Origin of the sequence: Nodosilinea sp. AN01ver1 (assembly GCF_050565655.1) — a bacterium.
Lineage (GTDB): Bacteria > Cyanobacteriota > Cyanobacteriia > Phormidesmidales > Phormidesmidaceae > Nodosilinea.
The window spans coordinates 79,751-101,007 of the sequence record NZ_JBNXVS010000011.1 but is presented as its reverse complement, the minus strand read 5'-3'; the positions used below and the strand labels follow the sequence as shown (position 1 = coordinate 101,007).

13 protein-coding genes and 1 pseudogene are annotated in these 21,257 nt (G+C 58.7%); 11 read left to right on the top strand and 3 right to left on the bottom strand.

What is annotated here, in order from left to right:
* Positions 1 to 120: 120 nt before the first annotated feature.
* Both ACQ4N7_RS11430 and ACQ4N7_RS11425 read right to left on the bottom strand, forming a co-directional pair.
* Positions 121 to 2,178, bottom strand: coding sequence for a tetratricopeptide repeat protein (locus ACQ4N7_RS11430; RefSeq protein WP_430711729.1), 2,058 nt, complete (start codon positions 2,176 to 2,178; stop codon positions 121 to 123).
* Positions 2,179 to 2,790: 612 nt separating this feature from the next.
* Complete coding sequence (locus ACQ4N7_RS11425) at positions 2,791 to 3,036, bottom strand: helix-turn-helix transcriptional regulator (RefSeq protein WP_430711728.1); 246 nt, start codon at positions 3,034 to 3,036, stop codon at positions 2,791 to 2,793.
* 286 nt (positions 3,037 to 3,322) lie between these two features.
* Between ACQ4N7_RS11425 and ACQ4N7_RS11420 the strand changes: the two genes are divergently transcribed.
* The 10 genes and pseudogenes from ACQ4N7_RS11420 to ACQ4N7_RS11375 form a co-directional block, all read left to right on the top strand.
* Positions 3,323 to 3,601 carry a hypothetical protein gene (locus tag ACQ4N7_RS11420; protein WP_430711727.1) on the top strand — a complete coding sequence of 93 codons (279 nt, stop codon included), beginning with the start codon at positions 3,323 to 3,325 and terminating at the stop codon, positions 3,599 to 3,601.
* Positions 3,602 to 3,743: 142 nt separating this feature from the next.
* The gene (locus ACQ4N7_RS11415) at positions 3,744 to 4,214 is read left to right on the top strand and encodes an ABA4-like family protein (RefSeq protein ID WP_430711726.1); all 471 of its coding nucleotides are present in this window, start codon (positions 3,744 to 3,746) and stop codon (positions 4,212 to 4,214) included.
* Between the two features lie 149 nt (positions 4,215 to 4,363).
* A complete protein-coding gene (locus tag ACQ4N7_RS11410; RefSeq protein WP_430711725.1) occupies positions 4,364 to 6,031 on the top strand; it encodes an ABC transporter substrate-binding protein in 1,668 nt (555 codons plus the stop codon).
* A 6-nt stretch (positions 6,032 to 6,037) separates the two neighbouring features.
* The gene (locus ACQ4N7_RS11405) at positions 6,038 to 7,066 is read left to right on the top strand and encodes an ABC transporter permease (protein ID WP_430711724.1); all 1,029 of its coding nucleotides are present in this window, start codon (positions 6,038 to 6,040) and stop codon (positions 7,064 to 7,066) included.
* A 446-nt stretch (positions 7,067 to 7,512) separates the two neighbouring features.
* Positions 7,513 to 8,337: an alpha/beta fold hydrolase gene (locus ACQ4N7_RS11400; protein ID WP_430711723.1), complete on the top strand. Its 825-nt coding sequence runs from the start codon at positions 7,513 to 7,515 to the stop codon at positions 8,335 to 8,337.
* Positions 8,330 to 9,970 (top strand): diguanylate cyclase domain-containing protein, encoded by a 1,641-nt coding sequence (locus ACQ4N7_RS11395; protein WP_430711722.1) that lies wholly within the window; start codon positions 8,330 to 8,332, stop codon positions 9,968 to 9,970. The genes ACQ4N7_RS11400 and ACQ4N7_RS11395 overlap by 8 nt, the downstream gene beginning before the upstream one ends.
* Before the next feature lie 248 nt (positions 9,971 to 10,218).
* The gene (locus ACQ4N7_RS11390) at positions 10,219 to 13,584 is read left to right on the top strand and encodes an EAL domain-containing protein (protein ID WP_430711721.1); all 3,366 of its coding nucleotides are present in this window, start codon (positions 10,219 to 10,221) and stop codon (positions 13,582 to 13,584) included.
* A gap of 549 nt (positions 13,585 to 14,133) precedes the next feature.
* Positions 14,134 to 16,821, top strand: a complete 2,688-nt coding sequence (clpB, locus tag ACQ4N7_RS11385; RefSeq protein WP_430711720.1) for an ATP-dependent chaperone ClpB — start codon at positions 14,134 to 14,136, stop codon at positions 16,819 to 16,821.
* Positions 16,822 to 17,344: 523 nt separating this feature from the next.
* Positions 17,345 to 17,461: a DUF4278 domain-containing protein gene (locus tag ACQ4N7_RS11380; RefSeq protein ID WP_430711719.1), complete on the top strand. Its 117-nt coding sequence runs from the start codon at positions 17,345 to 17,347 to the stop codon at positions 17,459 to 17,461.
* Between the two features lie 129 nt (positions 17,462 to 17,590).
* Positions 17,591 to 17,911 (top strand): annotated as a pseudogene (locus ACQ4N7_RS11375) (transporter substrate-binding protein); the annotation flags it as partial.
* A gap of 114 nt (positions 17,912 to 18,025) precedes the next feature.
* Here the strand turns inward: ACQ4N7_RS11375 and ACQ4N7_RS11370 are convergent.
* Positions 18,026 to 18,934: an aldo/keto reductase gene (locus ACQ4N7_RS11370; RefSeq protein WP_430711718.1), complete on the bottom strand. Its 909-nt coding sequence runs from the start codon at positions 18,932 to 18,934 to the stop codon at positions 18,026 to 18,028.
* A gap of 531 nt (positions 18,935 to 19,465) precedes the next feature.
* Here ACQ4N7_RS11370 and ACQ4N7_RS11365 point away from each other — a divergent pair.
* Entirely contained in the window at positions 19,466 to 21,229 is a 1,764-nt protein-coding gene (locus ACQ4N7_RS11365; RefSeq protein ID WP_430711774.1) for an alpha-glucosidase family protein, read from the top strand.
* The last annotated feature ends 28 nt before the right edge of the window (positions 21,230 to 21,257 follow it).

The following is a 21,257-nucleotide window of genomic DNA, read 5'->3' as shown; positions in this document are numbered from 1 at the left end:
GGATGCACCGCTTGCGCTACGGGGAAACTCGATATGGGTGGGCGGTGCGGTGCGGCCTGCCAGGAGAGGACGATGGGCGGCGGGGGATGGTGGGGCCGCGACAGCACCCTACGCACTCTGTTATTGCTCTCGAACCTGTCGCAGCAGGTCTTGGGTGATGGGGTGGTCGGAGAGGATAGAGGTTTGACCATCGGCAACAACAGCTTGCAGGAAGCCGACAAAGTTACCAAAAATGGTTTGCATGTTGGGATGGTTTTCTCCCAACCGTTGATAAGCAATTGCTATCGCTGCCAGGTATAGCGGTTCCGCCTCCCCGTAGCGGCCCTGCGACCGATATAATCCCGCGAGATTGTTCATGCTCGTCGCCACATCGGGATGATCGTCGCCAAGGCGATCGCGCGTTACCGCCAAACACTCTTGCCACCAGGGTTCTGCCTGCCCGTAAGCCCCTTGCCCTGCATAAAACCGCCCCAACCCCACAAAGGGCCAAACCAATCCCTCATTTTCTTCCGTCAGCCATGCTTGCCAAGTGGTAGCCGCCTCCGCCAGGTGCGGTATCGCGGCTGTCACGGCCAAAATCTGCTCACGAGTCGGGGTTTGTGGTATCTGCTGAGCCATCTTTACCATGGCCTGGCAGTAGCCCTGCTTTAGCGCCTCCGCTCCTTCCCATTGCTCCAGTTTGCTGCGAAAAAATTCTCGAATGAGCTGGTGCAGTTGCAGTTCTACCGGGGCACCGCTGGCGCTGACTACCGTTGCCAAACTGCGGTTGACCAACTCCTCATCGCGCCAGTCTTCTAGCTCGTCAGGGTCGGTGCCCTCGTACCACTCCTCCAGCCACTCCCAAAGAATGGGGGCCAGGGCAAATAGGCTCAGGCGATAGGCCAGCTCTTGGGCTACGGGTGTCAGGTCTTGCCAGCTCAGTTCAAAGGCGGCGGCGATGCTTTCGTGTTCGGCGGTCATGTCGGACTGGGCCTGGCACAGAGCTTTGACCTCCAGCCGTTTCTCGTTGAGCTGCTGCTGCATTTTGGCCAGAGTCCACCCCGGCTTGCGGGCCAAAAAGCGGCCCACCAGTTCTAGCCCCAGGGGCAGGTAGCCCAGCCACTCGCAGAGGGCTTTGGCGGTGTCGAGTTCCTGGTCTACTCGTTCAGCCCCAATCAGCGACCTCAGCAGCTCTAGCGATGCCGCCTCGCTCAGCACATCGATCTGCACCGTTTGGATGGATGCGCCTAGTTGCAGGCGAGTCGTGAGCAATACCCGAAAGCGGGATTCCTGCGGCGGCAGGTAAGGCTTAATGGCGGCATAGGCCGCATTGTCGTCGGGGCCGCTGACATCATCTATCACCACCAGCACATCGCCATCGCTGGGCCAACTACGCCAGCAAAACTGCGCTTGACGGGGTAGGTCTATATCGGTAGGCACGGTCAACCCCAAATGGTCACTGGCGAAGTTGACAATCTCGGTGCCGATGTCTTGCTCTTTGGCTTGCAGCCAGCAGATCCCGCCAGGGTACGTGCCTTCTTTGAGTTGACGTAGTGCATACCGCAGGGCTAGCTCGGTTTTGCCAATGCCCCCCATGCCGCGCAGAGCAGTAATAGCAACGCGATCCGACTGATGGAGTTGGGTGTGCAGGTTAGCGAGATCGCTTTCACGACCTACAAACTCCACCGCACCGCTGCGGGGCAAGTTGTGGGGCACGGCCACCAGGGCACAAGTCGCCGGCACCAGTTCCCCCAGCCGCTCGATCAGGCGATCCATATCATCCTGAAATTCGAGGGCCGAGCGGAGCGGCAGGTTTTGGCGGTAGGTTAGGGGTTCCAGACTGTCGGGCAAGTCCTCGGCGGTGGGGTGAGAGGCATTGTTCACCAGCAGCGGCAGGATAGGAATGTCGCGGCCCAGGGCCGTTTCGATTTCGCGCCGCACCCAGTCGTCGGGCTGGGGCAGGCGGCGGTTGCCCTCAGCATCCACTGCGTTCAGCCATCCGGGGCCAATCACCACCACCAGCACCCGGCAGGCATTCAGGGCTTGGTGAATGTCGTCTCGGTAGTCGTTGCCCCCACGAATGGACAGGGCATCGCGAAATACTTCCCCCGCCCCAAAGCGCCGCTCCAAATGGTCGCAGATGCGCCCTGTAATGTCGGCACTGTCGCTGATGCGGTAGGAGATAAAAATGCTGGGCATCGGTGGCAGAGCTGGCGGCGGCGGCGATGACGGGGCGGTTTGGTCAATCTTAACCTCAGTCTTCAGGCGCAGGGGGCGAGATTCCGAGCGGTTTGCTCCAGGTTCCGAGTCATTTTCTCGGCACGCCGAGCAGATTTCTCCAAACGCCGAGTAATTTTCTCGAAGCACCGAGCACTTTTCTCGGCACGCCGAGCGATCTGCTCCAAGTTCCGAGTTATTTTCTCGGAATGCCGAGCACTTTTCTCGGCGCACCGGGTTATTTACCCCAAACGCCGAGCACTCTTCTCGAAAGGCCGAGCCTTTTTGCCAAAACGCCCCAAAAGCAGCTCGTAGGGTGAGCACCGCCAGCCCTGTCAAGGCGTCCCAAAAACAAAGGTTTTAGCCCATCGAACTCTCCGAAAGCTCGATTAGGCGTAGGGTGCGTTCCCGGCCCTAGGCCAACTCGGCGAAGGTGCGGTGCGCTTTGCCCTGGCCGTAACGCACCGCTTACGTCAAGCGAATCACACGACATAGTGAGCGGTGCATTGCGGCCCCAAGGCAGTATCTCTGGGGCTTTGCGCGAATTTGTAGGCCGGGAATGCACCCTACGCGTGGAGTAGGCTGCGATCGCACTTACCTAGCCGAAAAATTGTCTGGAATATCTTCTATTCGTTCAAGTCCTAACTCCCGACCGAGCGCTTTAAGCTGGGCAAGGCTTAATTTCGCTTCGGTCTTGCCTGCAATCCAACGCTGATAGGTAGAGCGGGGTATGCCGCAGCGAACCGCCAACTCATCTTGAGTCAGTTTGGTGCGCTCTAACCTCAAAACCTCTATGGGTGAGAGCTTTGATTCTGCCTGTGGAGCGCTTTCGTCAGCCATTGGGAAATAGTGGGGGTCTCAAATCAAAGCCTCAGATTGACATATTCGAAATAAAGCCTCAAAATGAGACATGAGCTTTCAGGGAAGGCTGTATCGCATTTTGCGTAGCCTTCTCCTGGCTGTCGTGCCCCATTCTACCGTTACCGATCCTGTTCTTTTGCCATCTGCATTTGCGGGGGCCAGTTTTTGCTGCCTGTGGAGCCGATCGCCAGCCACAGGCATAGATGTTGCATCGGGCGCAATGCTTGCGCCCCGACGGAATAACCCTCGTTAAGGACGTTTTGAAATGCTGCAAACTCAATCGTTTTGCTCGCCTCCGGCCACCGAGGCGGCCCAGGCTCTGCTGCTCAGAAACGCGATCGCGGTGGTGCGCCACCGCCGCCTGCGCCACTACCTGGTCGGTGCCCCCGAAGATGCCCAGCACGCGATCGATCGCCTGCACCTGCTCGGCTACCTGGAGCGCATCAGCTGGAGCCACGCGATCGATATTCCCGCCCACGGCCTGATCATCCGCCCCGACCCTGGCGATGTGCTGCGCTACAGCCAGCGCGATGGGCGCTACTGAACATAGATATGAATCGAACATTCAACCTCCCTCGCAGGGCAAACGGCTGTTTGCCCCTACCCAAATCCATGCCTCAATTCAGCCACGCCGAAACTCCTTACACTGGGATGAGACGTTTTGAAAATCACTAACCCCGTCCCCTATGACTGTCGATGCCCCTCTGTTAAACCTGCTGTTCAGCGGTGCCAACCTCTTCGTGCTGCCCTTCTGGACCCTGATGGTGCTGGTGCCCAACACTAAGCTCACCCGCACCGTTATGGCCTCCTTTCTGCCCTTCGCCGCCCTGGCCGGGCTGTACCTGTTTCTGTTTGTCACCAGCTTTAGCAACGTGCAGGGTATCGAAGCCCTCTCCGACCCCAACCTCAGCCTCAGCGACCTGGCCGCCCTCTTTGCCAACCCCCATGTCACCGCCACCGGCTGGGTGCATTTCGTCGTATTTGACCTCTTCGTAGGCCGCTGGATCTACTGGCAGGGCCAGGAAAGCGGCGTCTTCACCCGCCACTCCCTCGCCCTGTGCCTGTTTGCTGGCCCCCTGGGGCTGCTGTCGCACCTAGTCACCGATGCTCTGTGGCGGCGGTTTTCGTCGAGCAAGGTGGAGGAGGCGTTGGGGTAGGTGAGGAAGGGGAAGTGAGGAAGGTGTATAAACTCCTCATCCCTCCATCCCCTCATCCCTCCATCCCCTCATCTCCCCGCCTACCCCACTCCCCCTCGTCCCCAAAGGGTGATACAACTATGCCAATGTTGGCCAGTTAGATAAACGTGATGACTTTAGCGTCGTGGGTTAAGAATCGTCAGCGCCTCTGGGCTAGTCGCCAGTGGCGGCGGGTGGCGCAGTTTGTGGGGCTGTTTGGTCTGTGCTTTGCGATCGCGATCGGCTGTGCGGGCAACGATCAGCCCGCCGCTGACGATGCCGCTGGGGCATCTGGGGATGGCCGCATTACCATTGGCACTACCCTCACCGCTCGCACCCTCGACCCCGCCGACGCCTACGAGACCTTCCCCGGCATTTTGCTCTACAACCTGGGCGATCGCCTCTACACCTACGAGCCCGGCACCACCGACCTGGTGCCCCAGCTGGCCACCGAACTGCCCACCGTCAGCGACGACGGGCTGACCTACACCATTCCTCTGCGGGACGATGTCACCCTCCACGACGGCACCCCCTTCAACGCCGAGGTGATGGCCTTTTCGATCCAGCGGTTTATGGAGAACGGCGGTCGCCCCGCCTACCTGCTGTCCGACAAAATTGCCGCTGTCGAGGCCACGGGTGAGTATGAGTTGACGCTGACGCTGAAGTCTCCCTTTGCCGCCTTTCCGGCCCTGCTCAGCTTCTCGGGCGTCACCCCGGTTTCGCCCGAGAGCTACGAAATCGGCACCGGCAGCTTTAGGCCCGACCAGTTTGTGGGCACTGGCCCCTACAAGCTGGCCTCTTTCACCAGCGACTCGATCAAGCTCGACGTCAACGAAGACTACTGGGGCGATGCCCCCGCCAACGACGGCATCGACATCCAGATCTTTACCAGCCCCGCCAACCTTTACAACACCTTTAGAACCGGCGGGCTGGATGTGGCCTACCAGACCCTCGACCCCGAACAGGTGGCGGCTCTGGAGCGCGAAGAAAGCTCCGGCGGCTGGCAGGTGATCGAGGCGGGCACCAACGTGATCAACTACATGGCGCTGAACCAGAAGATTGAGCCCCTAGATGACGTACGGGTGCGCCAGGCGATCGCAGCCATGGTCGATCGCCCCCTGCTCAACGATCGCGTCTTTCAGGGCCAGGCCGAGCCGCTCTACAGCCTGATCCCCGCCAGCTTCGACATTGCTGAGCCGGTGTTCAAAGAGGCCTACGGCGACGGCGACTTTGCCAAGGCCGAGGCCCTGCTCACCGAAGCCGGTTTCTCCGAGGCCAACCCCCTGACCGTGGAAATCTGGTATCCCTCCGCGTCTACCACCCGCAGCATCGTCGCCAACACCCTGAAAGAATCGATCGAGGCGGGGCTGCCCGGTCTGGTCACGGTCAGCGTGCAAAACACCGAAGGGGCCACCCTCTGGGAGAACGTCGGCAAAGGCATCTACCCGATCATTCTGGCTAACTGGTACCCCGACTACTACGACCCCGACACGTTCATTCAACCCTTTTTGAGCTGCGAAACGGGCAGCAACAACCTCTGTGAAGAAGGCCCGTCCCAGGCCAACGGGTCGTTTTACTACAGCCCCAAAGCCAACGAGCTAGTCGCCCAGCAGCAGGCCGAACAAGACCCCGCCGCTCGCGAACAGCTCATTGCCGATCTCCAGCAGATGATGGCCGACGATGTGCCCTACATTCCCCTCTGGCAAAACAAAGACTACGTCTTTGCCCAGGAAGGCATTGAGGGCGTCGCCGTAGAGCCGACCCAGCAGTTTCTGCTCTGGCAGATCAGTCGAGGATAACCCCCCATGTCCTCCCGCTCCGCCGCTCTGCGCTACTACGTCTTCACCCGGCTGCTGCTGGCCCCGCTGATGATTTTGACCATCACCACGGTGGTGTTTTTGCTGCTGCGGGCCACGCCGGGCGACCCGGTGGATGCGCTGCTGGGGGCCAGGGCTCCAGCGGCGGCGAAAGAGGCGATGCGATCGCAGCTCGGCCTCGATCAGCCCCTGATCATTCAGTACTTCAACTACCTGGGCGATCTGCTGCGGCTGGATCTGGGGTCTTCGCTGGCCACCCAGGGGCAGACGGTGTGGGAAATTATTCAGGCGCACTTTCCGGCTACGGTAGAGCTGACGGTGTGCGGCATGATTGTGGCGACGGTGGTGGGCGTGGGCGTGGGTGCCCTGGCGGCCTCGCGACCCAACTCGCCGCTCGACGCCGGGGGGCGGCTGTTTGGCATCATTACCTACGCCATCCCAATGTACTGGTTTGGCATGATTTTGCAGCTCATTTTTGCGGTGCAGCTGCGCTGGTTTCCCATTGGCACTCGCTACCCGCTGCGGGCTACCCCGCCTGACGGGCCGACCGGGCTGTACCTGCTCGATAGCCTGCTGACGCTCGATTTTGGCGCGTTTGCCACCACCCTCTACTACCTGGCGCTGCCCAGCCTAACTCTGGGGATTTTAATCAGCGGCGTGTTTGAGCGCATGGTGCGGGTCAACCTGAAGCAAACCCTGGCGGCAGACTACGTAGAGGCGGCGCGGGCGCGAGGCATTCCCGAACGGCGGATTGTGCTGGTGCACGCCCTCAGAAACGCGATGATTCCGGTGGTCACCATTCTGGGGCTGACCTTTGCGGCCATGCTGGGGGGCGCAGTGCTGACGGAGGTGACGTTCTCCTGGCCGGGACTGGCCAACCGCCTGTACGAGGCGATCTCCCAGCGCGACTACCCAGTGGTGCAGGGGCTGATGGTGTTTTTTGCCATGATTGTGGCGGTGATCAGCATTGCGATCGATATTTTGAATGCCTACATCGATCCGCGCATTCGCTACTAGAAAAGCCGCTGTTTTAAGGCGTGGTTGAGCCCGTCTGGCTGGCTAAGGAGGGGACATTGCTGGTTAGTTGAGGCGCTTTCCCGTTGACCTTTACGCCCATGGGGAAAAGACACCGAACGGCTGGTTGCACTAATTTTTAACCGCTTAAAAATAGTTCAGTCGCAGCCCCAGCGCGCGTCTGCCCAGCACCACTGTCGAGGCTATTTTTGCGTCATTAGCCCATTCAACGATTGGCGGTGTAGCCTAGAGATTAGGCCCAAACAGGGGCCTTTTGGGGGACCGTTTTCGTAGCATTGTCGCAGCGTTTTGTGGGCAATTGTTGAGAAAAACTACGATGGTTAACGTCATTTAAATACGAGTTAGCGCGTCGGTTGAGGTTTCTTTTGCGCTGTAGCAGTTGGGAATGCTAGGGCAACCGATCAACGCCTGGAGTACAGGGGTAGGCTATGTCAGTGGATGTGTTGAGTCGCAACAACGTGAGGGTAATTGGGCAGGGGCAGCGGCCCCTGATGCTGGCCCACGGGTTTGGCTGCGACCAGACCATGTGGCGGTTTATTACCCCAGCTTTTGAGGCTGAGTATCGGCTCGTTTTATTTGATTATGTTGGATCGGGCAAGTCAGAGGTTGAGGCCTACGACCCGCAGCGCTACAGCCAGCTCGACGGCTATGCCCAGGATGTGCTGGAAATCTGTGCGGCCCTTGAGCTAGAAAAGGTTGTTTTTGTCGGCCATTCTGTTAGCAGCATGATTGGTCTGCTGGCGGCGATCGCGGCCCCCGATCGCTTTGAGCGGCTGATTATGATTGGCCCGTCGCCCCGCTACATCAACGACGACGGCTATATTGGCGGCTTTGAGCGCCAGGACATTGACCAGCTGCTCGACATCATGGCGAAAAACTACCTCGGCTGGGCCCACTTTTTGGCCCCCTTGGTGATGCAAAACCCCGATCGCCCCGAGCTGGGCCAGGAGCTAGAGGAGAGCTTTTGCTCGACCGACCCCACAACGGCCACCCGCTTTGCCAGGGCCACCTTCTACGGCGACAACCGCAGCGACCTGGCCAGGGTAACGGTGCCTTCCCTGATTTTGCAGTGCGCCGAGGACGCGATCGCCCCCACTGAGGTGGGTCGCTATCTGCACCGCCACCTGCCCCACAGCACCCTGACGCTGATGGCGGCCACCGGCCACTGCCCCCACATGAGCCATCCCGAAGAAACGATTCAGCATATTAAAACCTATCTGGAGGCGGCCAGCCTGACCTCAACCTATGGTTAATCTTGGTTCTAACCCCGCGTCGGCACCCCAAAGCGTAGACCCCAGGCTTGAGCAGGCTCCCTGCGGGTTTCTGTCGGTGCGCGACGACGGCATCATCGACTACGTCAACGGCACCCTGTGTCAGCTGCTGGGTTGGGAGCAGGGTGCTCTGCATGGGCAAAACATCATCGCCATTTTGCCCATGGCCAGCCGCATTTTTTACCAGACCCACGTGTTCCCGATGCTGCGCATGCAGGGAGCGGCGAGTGAGCTTTACTTTTCGCTGCGATCGCGATCGGGTGACGATATTCCCATTTTGCTCAACGGCGTGCGGCAGCAGCGCCACGACGAGCCCATCAACGACTGCGTGGTGATTCCCATTCGCCAGCGCATGCAGTACGAAGACCAGATTCTCAGGGCCAAAAAGCTGGCCGAGGCCGCCACTGGGGGCCAAAAGCTGGCCGAGGCCACCCTCATGCAGCAGTACGAACGGGCTATAGCGCTGAGCCAGATCACTCAGCACATTCGCGAATCGCTCGAGCTACCTCAAATTTTTGCCGTGGCCGCCCAGGAAATACGCCAGGGTCTAGAGGCCGACCGGGTCGGCATTTTTCGCTTTACCCAGGCCAATGAGGGGGCTGACGAGGCGGTCGGCGGCGGGTTTGTCTCTGAGGCGGTGGCCCCTGGCGTCGATGCCGTGATGGCGACGCCGGTGCCGCACTACGGCTTTGGCAACCACTACCTGAGCGTTCGCGCCCAGGGGGGCAGCCTGGCCATTCGCAATCTGCAGGACCCAGACGAGATGCCGCCGCTGGCCGCGATCGCCTCGCTGTTTAGCCAGTTTCAGGTGCGGGCCACCCTGGTCGTACCGCTGCACAAGGGGCTGGATCTGTGGGGGCTGATTGTCATTCACCACTGTCAGGGGCCGCGCTACTGGCAGGGGGGCGAAGTTGAGCTGGTTGAAGATATTGCCGTGCAGCTGGCGATCGCCATTCAGCAGGCCGATCTGGTCAAACAGCTCCAGGTCGAGCTGCTGGAGCGCCAGCGGGCCGAGGCCCGCCTCACCGAGATCAACCGCGAACTCCAGCAGGCGACGGGGCTACTGGAGCAGCTAGCCCACATCGATCCGCTGACCAAAATTGCCAATCGCCGCCGCTTTAATGACCGCCTGGACGAAGAATGGAGCCGTCTCAGCCGCGATCGCCTGCCCCTGTCGCTGCTGCTGTTTGATATTGACCACTTCAAACCGTACAACGACACCTACGGGCACCAGCAGGGCGACAACTGCCTCTACGCCATTGCCCAGGCGGCGCAGGAGGTGGTCGGTCGCCCCACCGATCTGCTGGCCCGCTACGGCGGCGAAACATTTGCGGTGCTCTTGCCTAACACCAATCGCCAGGGGGCGATCGCGGTCGCTCAGCACATCCACCAGGCGATCGCGGCGCGGGCGATTCCCCACCGGGCCTCGACGGTGAGCGCTCAAATTACCCTCAGCCTGGGCCTCAGCACCCTCACCCCCCGCCGCGAGCAATCCTCAGCGGTGCTCATTCAGCAGGCCGACCAGGCCCTCTGTCGGGCCAAGCAGCAGGGGCGCAATGGCATCGTCACCTTTGCACCCGACTGGCTCGGTCAAGAGCAGCCCCCCTCCAGCTAGGGCTGCGGCCAAGTCCAGGGCCGGGTAGTCTGGAGGAAAATTCACCCGTTGGTATAACTTTACAAAAGCCAAACCGTTCGCCTACCTGCGTCCAGCCCGAGCACTTTAAAGTGCGTAACCATTAGGAATATAAAACTCGGTTCACGCTGATAACCTGAGGCGGAGATCTGTCCATCATCAAACTCAGACCTGCAGATGCGGCTAGGTCAGTCAAAGCCAGATAGAAAGCTCTTAGAAAAGCGCACTCGATGCATCGCTTACTCGCCAAAGCACCGCTCAGGCTGGTCTTAATCATTCCTTTTGTGGCTCAGGTTTCGGCAGCGGTAGGATTGGCCGCATGGCTCTCGATTCGCAATGGCGAAAAAGCCGTCCACGACGTGGCGATTCAGCTGCTGGATGACGTCAGCACCCTGACCCGCGATCGCATTCCTACCTTTCTAGAGATACCTAAACAGCTAAACACGCTTCACGCTAACAATGTGGAGCTCGAACATATCGATGTCACAGGCGATGTTCGCGCCCTCAGCCCCTATTTGGTCAAGTCACTCCAGGTCTTTGAGCCCGTCAACTTTACCGTGTTTGCCAATCCCCAGGGGCACTACATTGGGGCCAGGCGGGAAGCCGATGGCAGCCTGCAGATCGGGGTGATTGACGAGGCCACCGACGACAACCTGCAGTACTACAGCACCAACGAGCGGGGAGCGTTTGGTCAGCTGCTGCAGGAGATTGATTTACAGCCCGGAGATGTGCTGCAGCGGCCCTGGTACAAAGCCGCCGTAGAGGCTCAGGTTCCCACCTGGAGCGAGGTTTACACCACCCGCAGCACGGAGAGCCTGGCGATTACGGCGGCTCGGCCTTTGTATAGCGATCGCGGCAGCTTGCTCGGCGTTTTCAGCACCACGATCGCCCTAAGGCAGATCGACCAGTTTTTAGAATCGATCAAAATTGGCCCGTCAGGCCAGGTGTTTATCGTAGACGGGGCGGGGCGACTGATTGCCACCTCTACCGGCGAGCGCCTGTACCGCTTGGTCAACCGCGACGGCGTCGCAACCAAAGAGCTGCTCCAGGCTACCGAAAGCCAACACCCGCTCACCCGTGCTGCCGCCAAGACCTTACTAGACCAGGCTGGTCCTCTGGCGGTGCTAGACACGGCTCAAAATTTTGAACTGATTGCCAATCGTGAGCGAGATTTTGTCAAAGTCACGCCCCTGCAGGAATATACGGCGCTGGACTGGCGCATTGTGGTGGTGGCACCCGAAGCCGACTTTATGGCGCAGATTGACGCCAATACCCGCAATACTATCTGGCTGTGCCTGGGGGCTCTAGCCCTGGCCACCGGGTCGAGCATACTCACGGCCCGCTGGATTACGCGGCCTTTGCTGCAGCTCAATCAGGCGGCCAAAGCTATCACCCAGGGCTCCCTGGAGTCAGCCCAGAGCGGCGACGCGATCGTCACCAACCGTACTCGCGAAGTCAGCGAGTTGAGCCATTCCTTCAGCCAGATGACTCAGCAGCTCCAGGCTTCGTTTTCGGCCCTGCAAACCAGCGAGGCCAACTTTAGAAATATGGCCGCCAACGTTCCAGGAGCCCTCTTTCGCTACACGCTGCGCCCAGACGGCACAGATGCGGTGCTCTATATGAGCCCTGGCTGCTACCAGCTGTGGGAAGTTGAGGCTCACGAGGTTGAGCAAGATGCTAGCCTGCTCTGGAGCGTGATTGACCCAGAAGACTTGCCCGCCATGCAAGCGTCGGTTATGGAGTCTGCCCAGAGGTTAACAACCTGGAATCATGAGTGGCGAATTACAACGCCATCGGGTCGCCGCAAGTGGTTACAGGCAACTGGCCAGCCGATTCGCCAACCGGATGGCTCTGTGCTCTGGCACACGGTGATTTTAGATGTGAGCGAACGCAAGCAGGCCGAAGCGCAACTTCAGGATGTGACTAACCGCTTAGGGTTAGCGGCCCGGTCTGCCGACATGGGCATCTGGGAATGGGACATGGTCAACGACCACCTGGTCTGGGATGAGCAGATGTTTGTGCTCTACAACCTTTGCCCAGAAGACTTTAGCAACATCTACACCGCCTGGCAGTCGAGAGTGCATCCCGACGATTTGCCCGTGATCAACGCTATAGAGCAAAAAGCATGGGCTAGTCAGCAAGACTATGCCGCTGAATTTCGCATTATCTGGCCCGATGGCACGATCCGGCATATGGCCTCTTTTGCTCTGGTGCAGCGCGATGCTGACGGGCGGCCCTTGCGAATGGTTGGGGCAAATTTGGATATCAGCGATCGCAAACAGGCAGAGGAACAACTCATATACAGTGCCCTTCACGACACGCTCACCGATCTACCCAACCGCGCCTTACTGACCGATCAGCTGGAGTCGTCGCTTCGCCGGGTACACCGCTCAGACACCTATCACTTCGCCCTCCTGTTTCTCGACCTGGACCAGTTCAAGGTGATCAATGACAGCCTGGGGCATCTGGTTGGGGATGAATTATTGATGACGGTTGCCCAAAAGCTCCTCAACATCGTTCGACCCACAGATTTAGTCGCCCGCCTAGGGGGAGACGAGTTCGTCATTCTACTCGAGTATATTGCCGACATCCAGGCCGCTGTTCACATGGCCGAACGCCTGCTCGCCGAGTTTGAGGGCGCAACCGTAGTCGACGATCACAGCGTCTTTATCACCACCAGCATCGGCATTGTTTGGGGCACAAATGACTACACCAACGCCTCTGATCTAATGCGGGATGCAGATATTGCCCTCTATCGCGCCAAAGCCAGCGGTCGGGGCAGGTACGCAATTTTTGATGTCGAGATGCACACCCAGGCCGTCAAGCGCATGACCCTGGAGCATGATCTGCGCATCGCGATCGATCGGCAGGAATTTGCCGCCTACTATCAGCCCATCGTCGATCTCAAGACCCGGCGGCTGAGCGGGTTTGAAGCCCTGATCCGCTGGCAGCATCCCACCCGAGGGTTCATTTCTCCTGCCGACTTTATTCCTGTCGCCGAAGAAACCGGGCTGATCATGCCGATCACTCGGTGGATGCTGCACTCAGCCTGTGGGCAAGTCGCCCGCTGGCAGCGCCAGTTTCCCGATCGGGCAGACCTGAGAGTCAGTGTTAACCTGTCGGGCAAAGATTTACGACAGCCCACGCTGCTGGAGATCGTTCGGCAAATTCTCAGTCAGACTCAGCTACCGGCCACCTCATTGACCCTAGAAATCACCGAAAGCATGCTGATCGACAATATTGAAAATACTATCGGCCTGCTGCAGCAGTTTCGAGATCTGGGTATTCGCATCAGTATCGATGACTTTGGCACGGGATATTCGTCCCTGAGCTATCTTTACAACCTGCCTGCCGACTATCTCAAAATTGACCAGTCGTTCGTCGGCAACATGCAGCCCGGCGACAAAAACTATAAGATTGTGCAGGCCGTAGTCAGCCTGAGCGACCAGCTGCAGCTAGCCGCGATCGCCGAAGGCATCGAAACCGATCAACAGCTGCAGTGGCTCAAGGATCTCGACTGCGAACTCGGCCAGGGCTATCTGCTGTCGCCTCCCCTAACCGCCGCCGCGGTCACGGCACTGCTGGCTTCAGATTAACCACGCTTTAATGCCATACCAATCGTCCATGCCGCTGGCGCAGCACCCCCAAAGATAAAAATAGGCCGTTCCCTTCGACTCCGCTCCCTTCGACTCCGCTCAGGGAACGGCTATTTTCAGGGCAAATCCGAATTCCACGCCCCTGATATTCAGTCGGCCAACCTGTAGGGGCAAACGGTGGTTTGCCCTCAGTTAATCGGGTGCAGCCAAGCAGGGTTTCGTATCAGACGAGCGTCCAAACGGTTGAACGTTTTTGGGCTTTATTGATGTCCTAACCCAGGTGAATCTGGCTATACCGACAAAAACTGTAGCTTTTTCAGCACCTTAGTCATATCGGCTGCGGTACGTTGAGAAGACACACCTTGCATTCCCCATGACAAGCCGGTCGGATTGATAAAATTTAATCAGCAGGTGCCATCGTGCAGGCAGACGTATGATCGATACTTTGCCCAGCGGTTGACCGCCTCTTCAGCCCCAGCGCCCAACTGATATACTGAACGTCCAACCGTTACAAAAAGCAAAGCTCGCGCCTGCCTGCCCACGGAGATTATGCAGCCAACCGATCCCGATAAATTTACCGCCAAAGCCTGGGATGCCATCGTTGAGGCTCAGGATGTGGCCCGCCGCTGCAAGCACCAGTATATGGAGGTCGAGCACGTCATTATTGCCCTGCTCGACCAGGAAGAAGACGGGCTGGCCCACAAAGTTTTGGATAAGGCTGGCCTCGACAGCGACCAGATTCTCGACGAGCTAGAGACCTTTGCCAAGCGCCAGGCCCGGGTGCGCCCCGGCCTCGACAGCAATTTATATCTGGGCCAGAGCCTCGATCGCATGCTCGATCAGGCCGAAGCCGCCCGGCAAACCCTCAAAGATAAATACATTTCCGTCGAGCACCTGCTGCTGGGCTTTCAGGAAGACGAGCGGATTGGCCGCAGGCTATTGCGCGGCTTTAATGTGGAAGGTCCAGAGCTGATGGCGGCGGTGCAGGCGGTGCGCGGCAGCCAGAAGGTGACCGACCAAAACCCCGAGTCGCAGTACGAAGCGCTCGAAAAGTACGGCATTGACCTGACCCAGCTGGCCCGCGACGGTCAGCTCGACCCCGTGATTGGTCGCGACGACGAGATTCGCCGCGTGATTCAGGTGCTCTCTCGGCGCACGAAGAACAACCCGGTGGTGATCGGCGAGCCGGGGGTGGGCAAAACCGCGATCGCCGAAGCCCTGGCCCAGCGCATTATCAATGGCGAGGTGCCCGAGTCGCTGAAGGGGCGCACCCTGATTTCGCTCGACATTGGCGGGCTGATTGCCGGGGCCAAATTTCGCGGCGAGTTTGAAGAGCGGCTGCGGCTGGTGCTCAAGGAAGTCACCGACTCCGCCGGGCAGATTGTGCTGTTTATCGACGAGCTGCACACGGTGGTGGGGGCCGGGGCGGGTCAGGGCACCATGGATGCCAGCAACCTGCTCAAGCCGATGCTGGCGCGGGGCGAGCTGCGCTGCATTGGCGCTACCACCCTCGACGAATACCGCAAGCACATCGAAAAAGACGCCGCCCTGGAGCGCCGCTTTCAGCAGGTATACGTGGGCCAGCCCAGCGCCGAAGACACGATCTCTATTTTGCGGGGGCTGAAAAAACGCTACGAGTCGTACCACGGCGTCGAGATTGCCGACAGCGCTCTGGTGGCGGCGGCGGTGCTCTCTGACCGCTACATTTCCGATCGCTTTCTGCCCGACAAAGCCATCGACCTGGTCGACGAAGCCGCCGCCAAGCTCAAAATGGAGATCACCTCCAAGCCCGAGGAGCTAGAGGGCATCGATCGCCGCCTGATGCAGCTGGAGATGGAGAAGCTTTCTCTAGAGGCCGAAAACGGCTCTATGACCGCTGCTTCGCGGGCTCGACTGGGCCGCATTGAGCAAGAAATTGTTGAGCTTCAGGCCAAGCAGGCTGAGTTTAGCGGTCAGTGGCAGAGTGAAAAGCAGGCCCTCGACGCCATCAACGCCCTCAAAGAAGAAGAAGACCAGATTCGCCTCCAGATTCAGCAGGCGGAGCGGGCCTACGACCTCAACAAGGCCGCCAAACTCAAGTACGACAGTTTGGAGTCGGTACAGCGCGATCGCGAAACCCTAGAGGCCCAGCTGATTGAACTCCAGGCCCAGGGCAACACCCTGCTGCGCGAGCAGGTCACCGAGGCCGACATCGCCGAAATCGTCGCCAAGTGGACGGGCATTCCGGTCAACCGGCTGATGGAGTCAGAGCGGCAGAAGCTGCTGCAGCTGGAGGGGCACCTGCACGAGCGGGTGATTGGTCAAGACGAAGCCGTTGAGGCCGTAGCCGCCGCCATTCGCCGCGCCAGAGCGGGCATGAATGACCAGGGCCGCCCCCTCGGGTCCTTCCTGTTTATGGGGCCGACCGGGGTGGGCAAAACCGAGCTGGCCCGCGCCCTGGCTGAGTTTCTGTTCGACACCGAAGACGCCCTGATTCGCATCGACATGTCGGAGTACATGGAGAAAAATGCCGTGTCGCGGCTGGTGGGGGCACCCCCCGGCTACGTCGGCTACGAAGACGGCGGTCAGCTTTCCGAGGCGGTGCGCCGTCACCCCTACTCGGTGGTGCTGCTCGACGAGGTCGAAAAAGCCCACCCCGACGTGTTCAACATTCTGCTGCAGGTGCTTGATGACGGCCGCATTACCGACTCCCAGGGCCACCGGGTTGACTTTCGCAACACCGTGGTGATCATGACCAGCAACCTGGGCAGCGACCACATTCTGGAGCTGGCGGGCGACGACGATCGCTACGACGAAATGCGCGTTCAGGTGCTCAAAGTTCTGCAGAAGCAGTTTCGCCCCGAGTTTCTCAACCGCGTAGACGATCTGATTCTGTTCCACTCGCTGCGCAAGAGCGAGCTGCGCAAGATTGTGGCCCTGCAGATTCGTCGGGTGCAGCGCCGCCTGGCTGACCAGGCGATCGGGCTGGATATATCCGACGCCGCGATCGACTTCATTGCCCAGAGCGGCTATGACCCGGTCTACGGCGCGCGCCCCCTCAAGCGGGCGATTCAGCGGCTGCTCGAAAACCCGATCGCCACCAAGATTCTGGAGACGACCTTTGCCCAGGGAGCTACGATCGCCGTTGATTTGCAGGATGATGCGCTGGTGTTTAGCCACCACGAACCCACCGTTGCTGAGGTGTCAGAAGCGGTGGAAGATGACGCCGCCAAAATAGAGTCGGTGGTTGGGAGTTAGCTTTTCAATCAAAGCTCTAGCTGTGGGCGGGCGTACCCTTCGACTCCGCTCAGGGTACGCCCGCGTTGGCTTCGACTCCGCTCAACCAACGCAGGCGAGCTGATTTCTTCGCAGCAAAACTCTGTTCTGGCCAGAATGGTGCGATCGGCCTTTCGTTGGCCGCTGACCACTCAAAGGTTAGGCCCGAAAGAAACAGATACGATTGCGATCGCTCTTGTAGAGCTAGTAAGCAAAGGCTGCACGGATGCAGCCCAAATTTGCACATTCATAGATTCACACGTCGTACCTAAATCAACGGCTGCAATAACCCCTCCATCAAGCTGGTCTGGGGTCAAGGGAGGGGGTATTCAAAAGCGAGTAATTTTACCATTATAAAAATCTAAAAATTTCTGTAACAAATTTGTCAATTTAATGCTTATATCAGGACTTCTTAACGTTATTCGGCCATAATTTGGTCGACCCTGTAGTGCATTGGTTGCGTTTGCGTTTGAAATCCAACTATTAAGTAATCAAAGGTTCTCCTATGCAACTACGTTTTCTTGGTGCCGAATATGCGTGCCACTGGCCCACGGTTGAAACCCGCAAGGGGGAAGTGATTGGTAACTATCGGGGTGCGGCCTGGAGTGCCAGACAGCTATAGCCGTCGCCACAACGGTCAGGACGTTTTCGTAGGTAGCCTATGGGCGATGGCTATACGCCAGTTCGCTGTCCCAGGCTTGGCTACAGGCAGTCAGTAATGTCCTAAGCGAACTGGCCAGCGCTATACTTTCAAAGTCTAGATACACCCGCCAATCGGCAGTTTGTGGCCAACTTTAAGCAGCGCTACGGGCCTGAGCGGGTGACCAGCGCCCCCATCCAAAGCGCCTATACTCAGGTTTACCTGTGGCGGCAGGCGGTGGAGCAGGCCCAGCCCGACGGCCAGTTTCGCATTGTGCAATCCAGCCCAGGGCGCATTCAACCGCTGCCCTGGCTGGGGGTCGAGGCCGAGAGCTTTCACGCCGCCGTTGTGATTGACATGCTGGGAGAGGTTTCGCGCTGTGTGCAGTACAGCTGGGAGCTAGAGCAGCAGTCGCGCCGCCATCGTTGCTGATGTATACGCTCACATCGGCGACCACACCATCTACGACGACATTACCCTGGTGGTGCTCAAGCGTCGGATTTGAGGCTGTGCGACAGCCTGTAGCATCAGCCACAGCAGTTTTGCCTACGCGGCGGAAACGCCCAGCCACTCTGGGTTCATGGCGGTGGCATCAAATATATTGTCGGTCTTAAACGGTTCGTACTGACCAGAGTCTGCCACCGCCCTCGTGCGCGACAGCAGCTCCGTCACCGCCTCAGCACTCAGGGGATTAAACGACTCAGCGGCCTGAATGGCCTGGTCTAAAATCTCCATGCTGTCGATGCCCGTGATAACGACCGAAGTCGGCAGGTTGAGGGCATAGTGAAGGCACTCTATGGCAGAAACCACATGACTTTTGAGAATGTGCCCATCGGCCATCGATTTCATCCCTAAAACACCTATGCCGCGCTCCAGCAGCACCGGCAAAACGTAGTGTTGAAAACTGCGAAAGTGGGCATCCATTACGTTGAGCGGCATTTGCACGGTATCGAACTGAAAATCGTGCTGCCGGGCAACTTCTAACATGCGCAGATGCACCAGCGGATCTTTGTGGCCGGTAAAGCCAACGTAGCGAATTTTCCCGGCCTGCTTGGCGTCTCGAAATGCCGCAACGGCTCCCTCTTCAGCAAAAATGCGGTCTGGATCTTCTAGCCGAATCACCTCGTGAAACTGAAGAAGATCGATGTGGTCGGTTTGCAGCCGTTTTAGCGACTCGTCAATTTGCTGTGCCGCTGAGGCTTTGGTGCGGCCATCGGCTTTGGTCATCAAAAAGACGCGATCGCGGTAGCCATCCCGCAGCGCATTCCCCATCCGAATTTCGCTGAGGCCCTCGTTATAGTCCCAGCAGTTATCCATAAAGGTAATGCCGCGATCGATAGCGCTGCGAATGATGCGAAGGCTTTCCTGCTCGTCTTGTTGCTTACCGATATGAAAGCCGCCAAGGCCAATGGCTGAAACCGTTTCTTGGGTATTGCCGAGGGTTCTGTAAAGCATGTTTAGACCATTTGTTCATCAGGTAAGCCAGTCAAGTTTGGGCCACCGCTAACTTGCGATCGGTCTAGATCGGCATGTTCAGGCTCTAAATACGTCTTTAACAGTCACTGGCTCGCTCTACCCGTAGACTAGCTATGGCCAGAATAGACGCCACGGTTAGAGAAGGCGTCTATCTCTGGGCTTAGAGCCTGTTTTATAAAAGTTGAGGCGATCGCTATTGCCACCTAAAAAACTCGGGCAGCTGCGCTAAATCTAGCCAGTAGTTAATGCTCTAAACGCCAATTTTGACAACCAAAATTGGCTGTACCTATGCCAGAGCTGGCCTTTAGCTAGGTAAAGCGAGTGAGACGGTCGGCTGTAATCTTTGGCGACCATCCGCACCTCTGCCGGTTCGCAGTCGGTAGCGTCGATTTCACCAATGACTACCCAGGGTTAGATGACTTTAACGGTTTGCCCAGCAACAATTTCATCAGGTGTTTTGACGTGGTCGCCGTAATCACGCTGAAAGCAGAACTCAAGCAAAGTGGGCCAATGGTAAAAATCGCAGAAAAAACCTGGTGGCGCGTTCCGGTCATCAATCGTCGTGACTGGCAATGGGAAGACGCAAATCACGCCACTAAGGATGACGAATGGTGGCAAAATGCCGTCATTTACCAGATCTCGCCCTGGAGCTTTTTAGATACCGATGGCGATGGCAAGGGCGACCTCAACGGCATTGTGGAGCGGCTCGACTATCTCGCCAGTCTGGGCGTAGATGCCCTCTGGCTGACGCCCATCTACGAATCGCCGATGCAAGACCTCGGCTACGACATCACCGACATGCGCAAGATCGGTGAGCCGTTTGGCACCATGGCCGACTTTCAGCGCCTGCTGGAGGTGGCCCACGCCATGAAGCTCAAGGTGATTGTCGATCAGGTGTGGAACCATACCTCTGACCAGCACCCGTGGTTTCAGGAAAGCCGCTCTAGCCGCGACAATGCCAAGGCCGACTGGTACGTGTGGGCCGACCCCAAGCCCGACGGCTCGCCCCCCAACAACTGGCTCTCATCGTTTACGGGCGGCTGCGCCTGGAAGTGGAATGAGCAGCGCCAGCAGTACTACTTGTTCAGCTTTTTAGAAAGTCAGCCCGACTTAAACTGGCACAGCGACGAGGTGCTGGCGGCAATTTTGGAGCGGGCCAGGTTTTGGCTCGATCTGGGCGTGGATGGCCTCAGGGTCGATGCCGTCAACTACTTTCTCCACGACGAGCAGCTGCGCGACAACCCGCCCCGGCCCGACGATGCCCATTTGCCCGACGGCGTGCCCAAGGACAACCCCTTAAATAGCCAAATCTTGAAGTACAGCTTCAACCGCCCTGAAACCCTGGAGCGGATTAAGCCAATTCGCCAGCTAGTGGATCAGTACCCAGGCGTTGTCACCCTGGGCGAAGTTACCCTCTGCGAGGACTCGATCGCCCTGGCCAGCCAGTATACCGCCGGTACAGAGCGCCTGCATCTGGCCTACCAGAGCGGGCTTTTGGTCGAAAAACCAATGACCGCAGCGCTGATGCGCGACATTCTGCAAAAGGTGGTCGACGGCTTTGCCGATGGCGGCACCTGCTGGATCGTGGGCAACCACGACTACGGTCGGCTGCGCTGCCGCTGGACCGAAAAAGACATTCACGGCAACCCCTACCCCGAAGCGTTTTACCACCTGATGGCGGCGCTGCTGCTGTCGCTGCCGGGGGCGTTTTGCCTGTGGCAGGGAGACGAGCTGGGGCTGCCGGTGGCCGAAATTCCGGGCGATATTGCCCCTGAGCAAATTAGAGACCCCTTTGGCAAAACCCTCTACCCCGACGTGGTGGGCCGTGATGGGTCGCGCACGCCCATGCCCTGGACTTCGGCATCTCCCGGCGGCGGGTTTACGACGGCCAAAGAACCCTGGCTGCCCATTCCTGAAGCGCATTTGGCGCGATCGGTTGCGGCTCAGCACCGCGATGCCAGATCGCTGCTGAATACCTGGCGACGACTGCTGCACTGGCGCAAAAATCAGCCTGCCCTGGCGGCAGGCCACCTGGAAGGGCTGGAGGCCAAGGGGACGGTGCTGGCCTTTCGGCGCTACTACGGCGAGCAGCATTTGCTCTGCGTGTTCAACCTGGGCGACGAACCGGCCCACTACGACCTGGCGGGCTATGAGCACTGTGAGGCGGTTAGCCAACTGGAGTTTGACGTCAGCCTCGACGGCAACCAGGTGCTGCTGCCCCCCTACGGCGTCTTTTTTGCCTGCGTTGAGGCGACCAGCCGCCGCTCGGCCTGATTGCGATCGGCAGATTCAACCTTGACCC

What these genes read in the sequence shown, in the direction of transcription:
- ACQ4N7_RS11430 (WP_430711729.1), bottom strand. Translation starts at nt 2,178, where the DNA reads ATGCCCAGCATTTTTATCTCCTACCGCATCAGCGACAGTGCCGACATT.
- ACQ4N7_RS11425 (WP_430711728.1), bottom strand. Translation starts at nt 3,036, where the DNA reads ATGGCTGACGAAAGCGCTCCACAGGCAGAATCAAAGCTCTCACCCATA.
- ACQ4N7_RS11420 (WP_430711727.1), top strand. Translation starts at nt 3,323, where the DNA reads ATGCTGCAAACTCAATCGTTTTGCTCGCCTCCGGCCACCGAGGCGGCC.
- ACQ4N7_RS11415 (WP_430711726.1), top strand. Translation starts at nt 3,744, where the DNA reads ATGACTGTCGATGCCCCTCTGTTAAACCTGCTGTTCAGCGGTGCCAAC.
- ACQ4N7_RS11410 (WP_430711725.1), top strand. Translation starts at nt 4,364, where the DNA reads ATGACTTTAGCGTCGTGGGTTAAGAATCGTCAGCGCCTCTGGGCTAGT.
- ACQ4N7_RS11405 (WP_430711724.1), top strand. Translation starts at nt 6,038, where the DNA reads ATGTCCTCCCGCTCCGCCGCTCTGCGCTACTACGTCTTCACCCGGCTG.
- ACQ4N7_RS11400 (WP_430711723.1), top strand. Translation starts at nt 7,513, where the DNA reads ATGTCAGTGGATGTGTTGAGTCGCAACAACGTGAGGGTAATTGGGCAG.
- ACQ4N7_RS11395 (WP_430711722.1), top strand. Translation starts at nt 8,330, where the DNA reads ATGGTTAATCTTGGTTCTAACCCCGCGTCGGCACCCCAAAGCGTAGAC.
- ACQ4N7_RS11390 (WP_430711721.1), top strand. Translation starts at nt 10,219, where the DNA reads ATGCATCGCTTACTCGCCAAAGCACCGCTCAGGCTGGTCTTAATCATT.
- clpB (WP_430711720.1), top strand. Translation starts at nt 14,134, where the DNA reads ATGCAGCCAACCGATCCCGATAAATTTACCGCCAAAGCCTGGGATGCC.
- ACQ4N7_RS11380 (WP_430711719.1), top strand. Translation starts at nt 17,345, where the DNA reads ATGCAACTACGTTTTCTTGGTGCCGAATATGCGTGCCACTGGCCCACG.
- ACQ4N7_RS11370 (WP_430711718.1), bottom strand. Translation starts at nt 18,934, where the DNA reads ATGCTTTACAGAACCCTCGGCAATACCCAAGAAACGGTTTCAGCCATT.
- ACQ4N7_RS11365 (WP_430711774.1), top strand. Translation starts at nt 19,466, where the DNA reads ATGGTAAAAATCGCAGAAAAAACCTGGTGGCGCGTTCCGGTCATCAAT.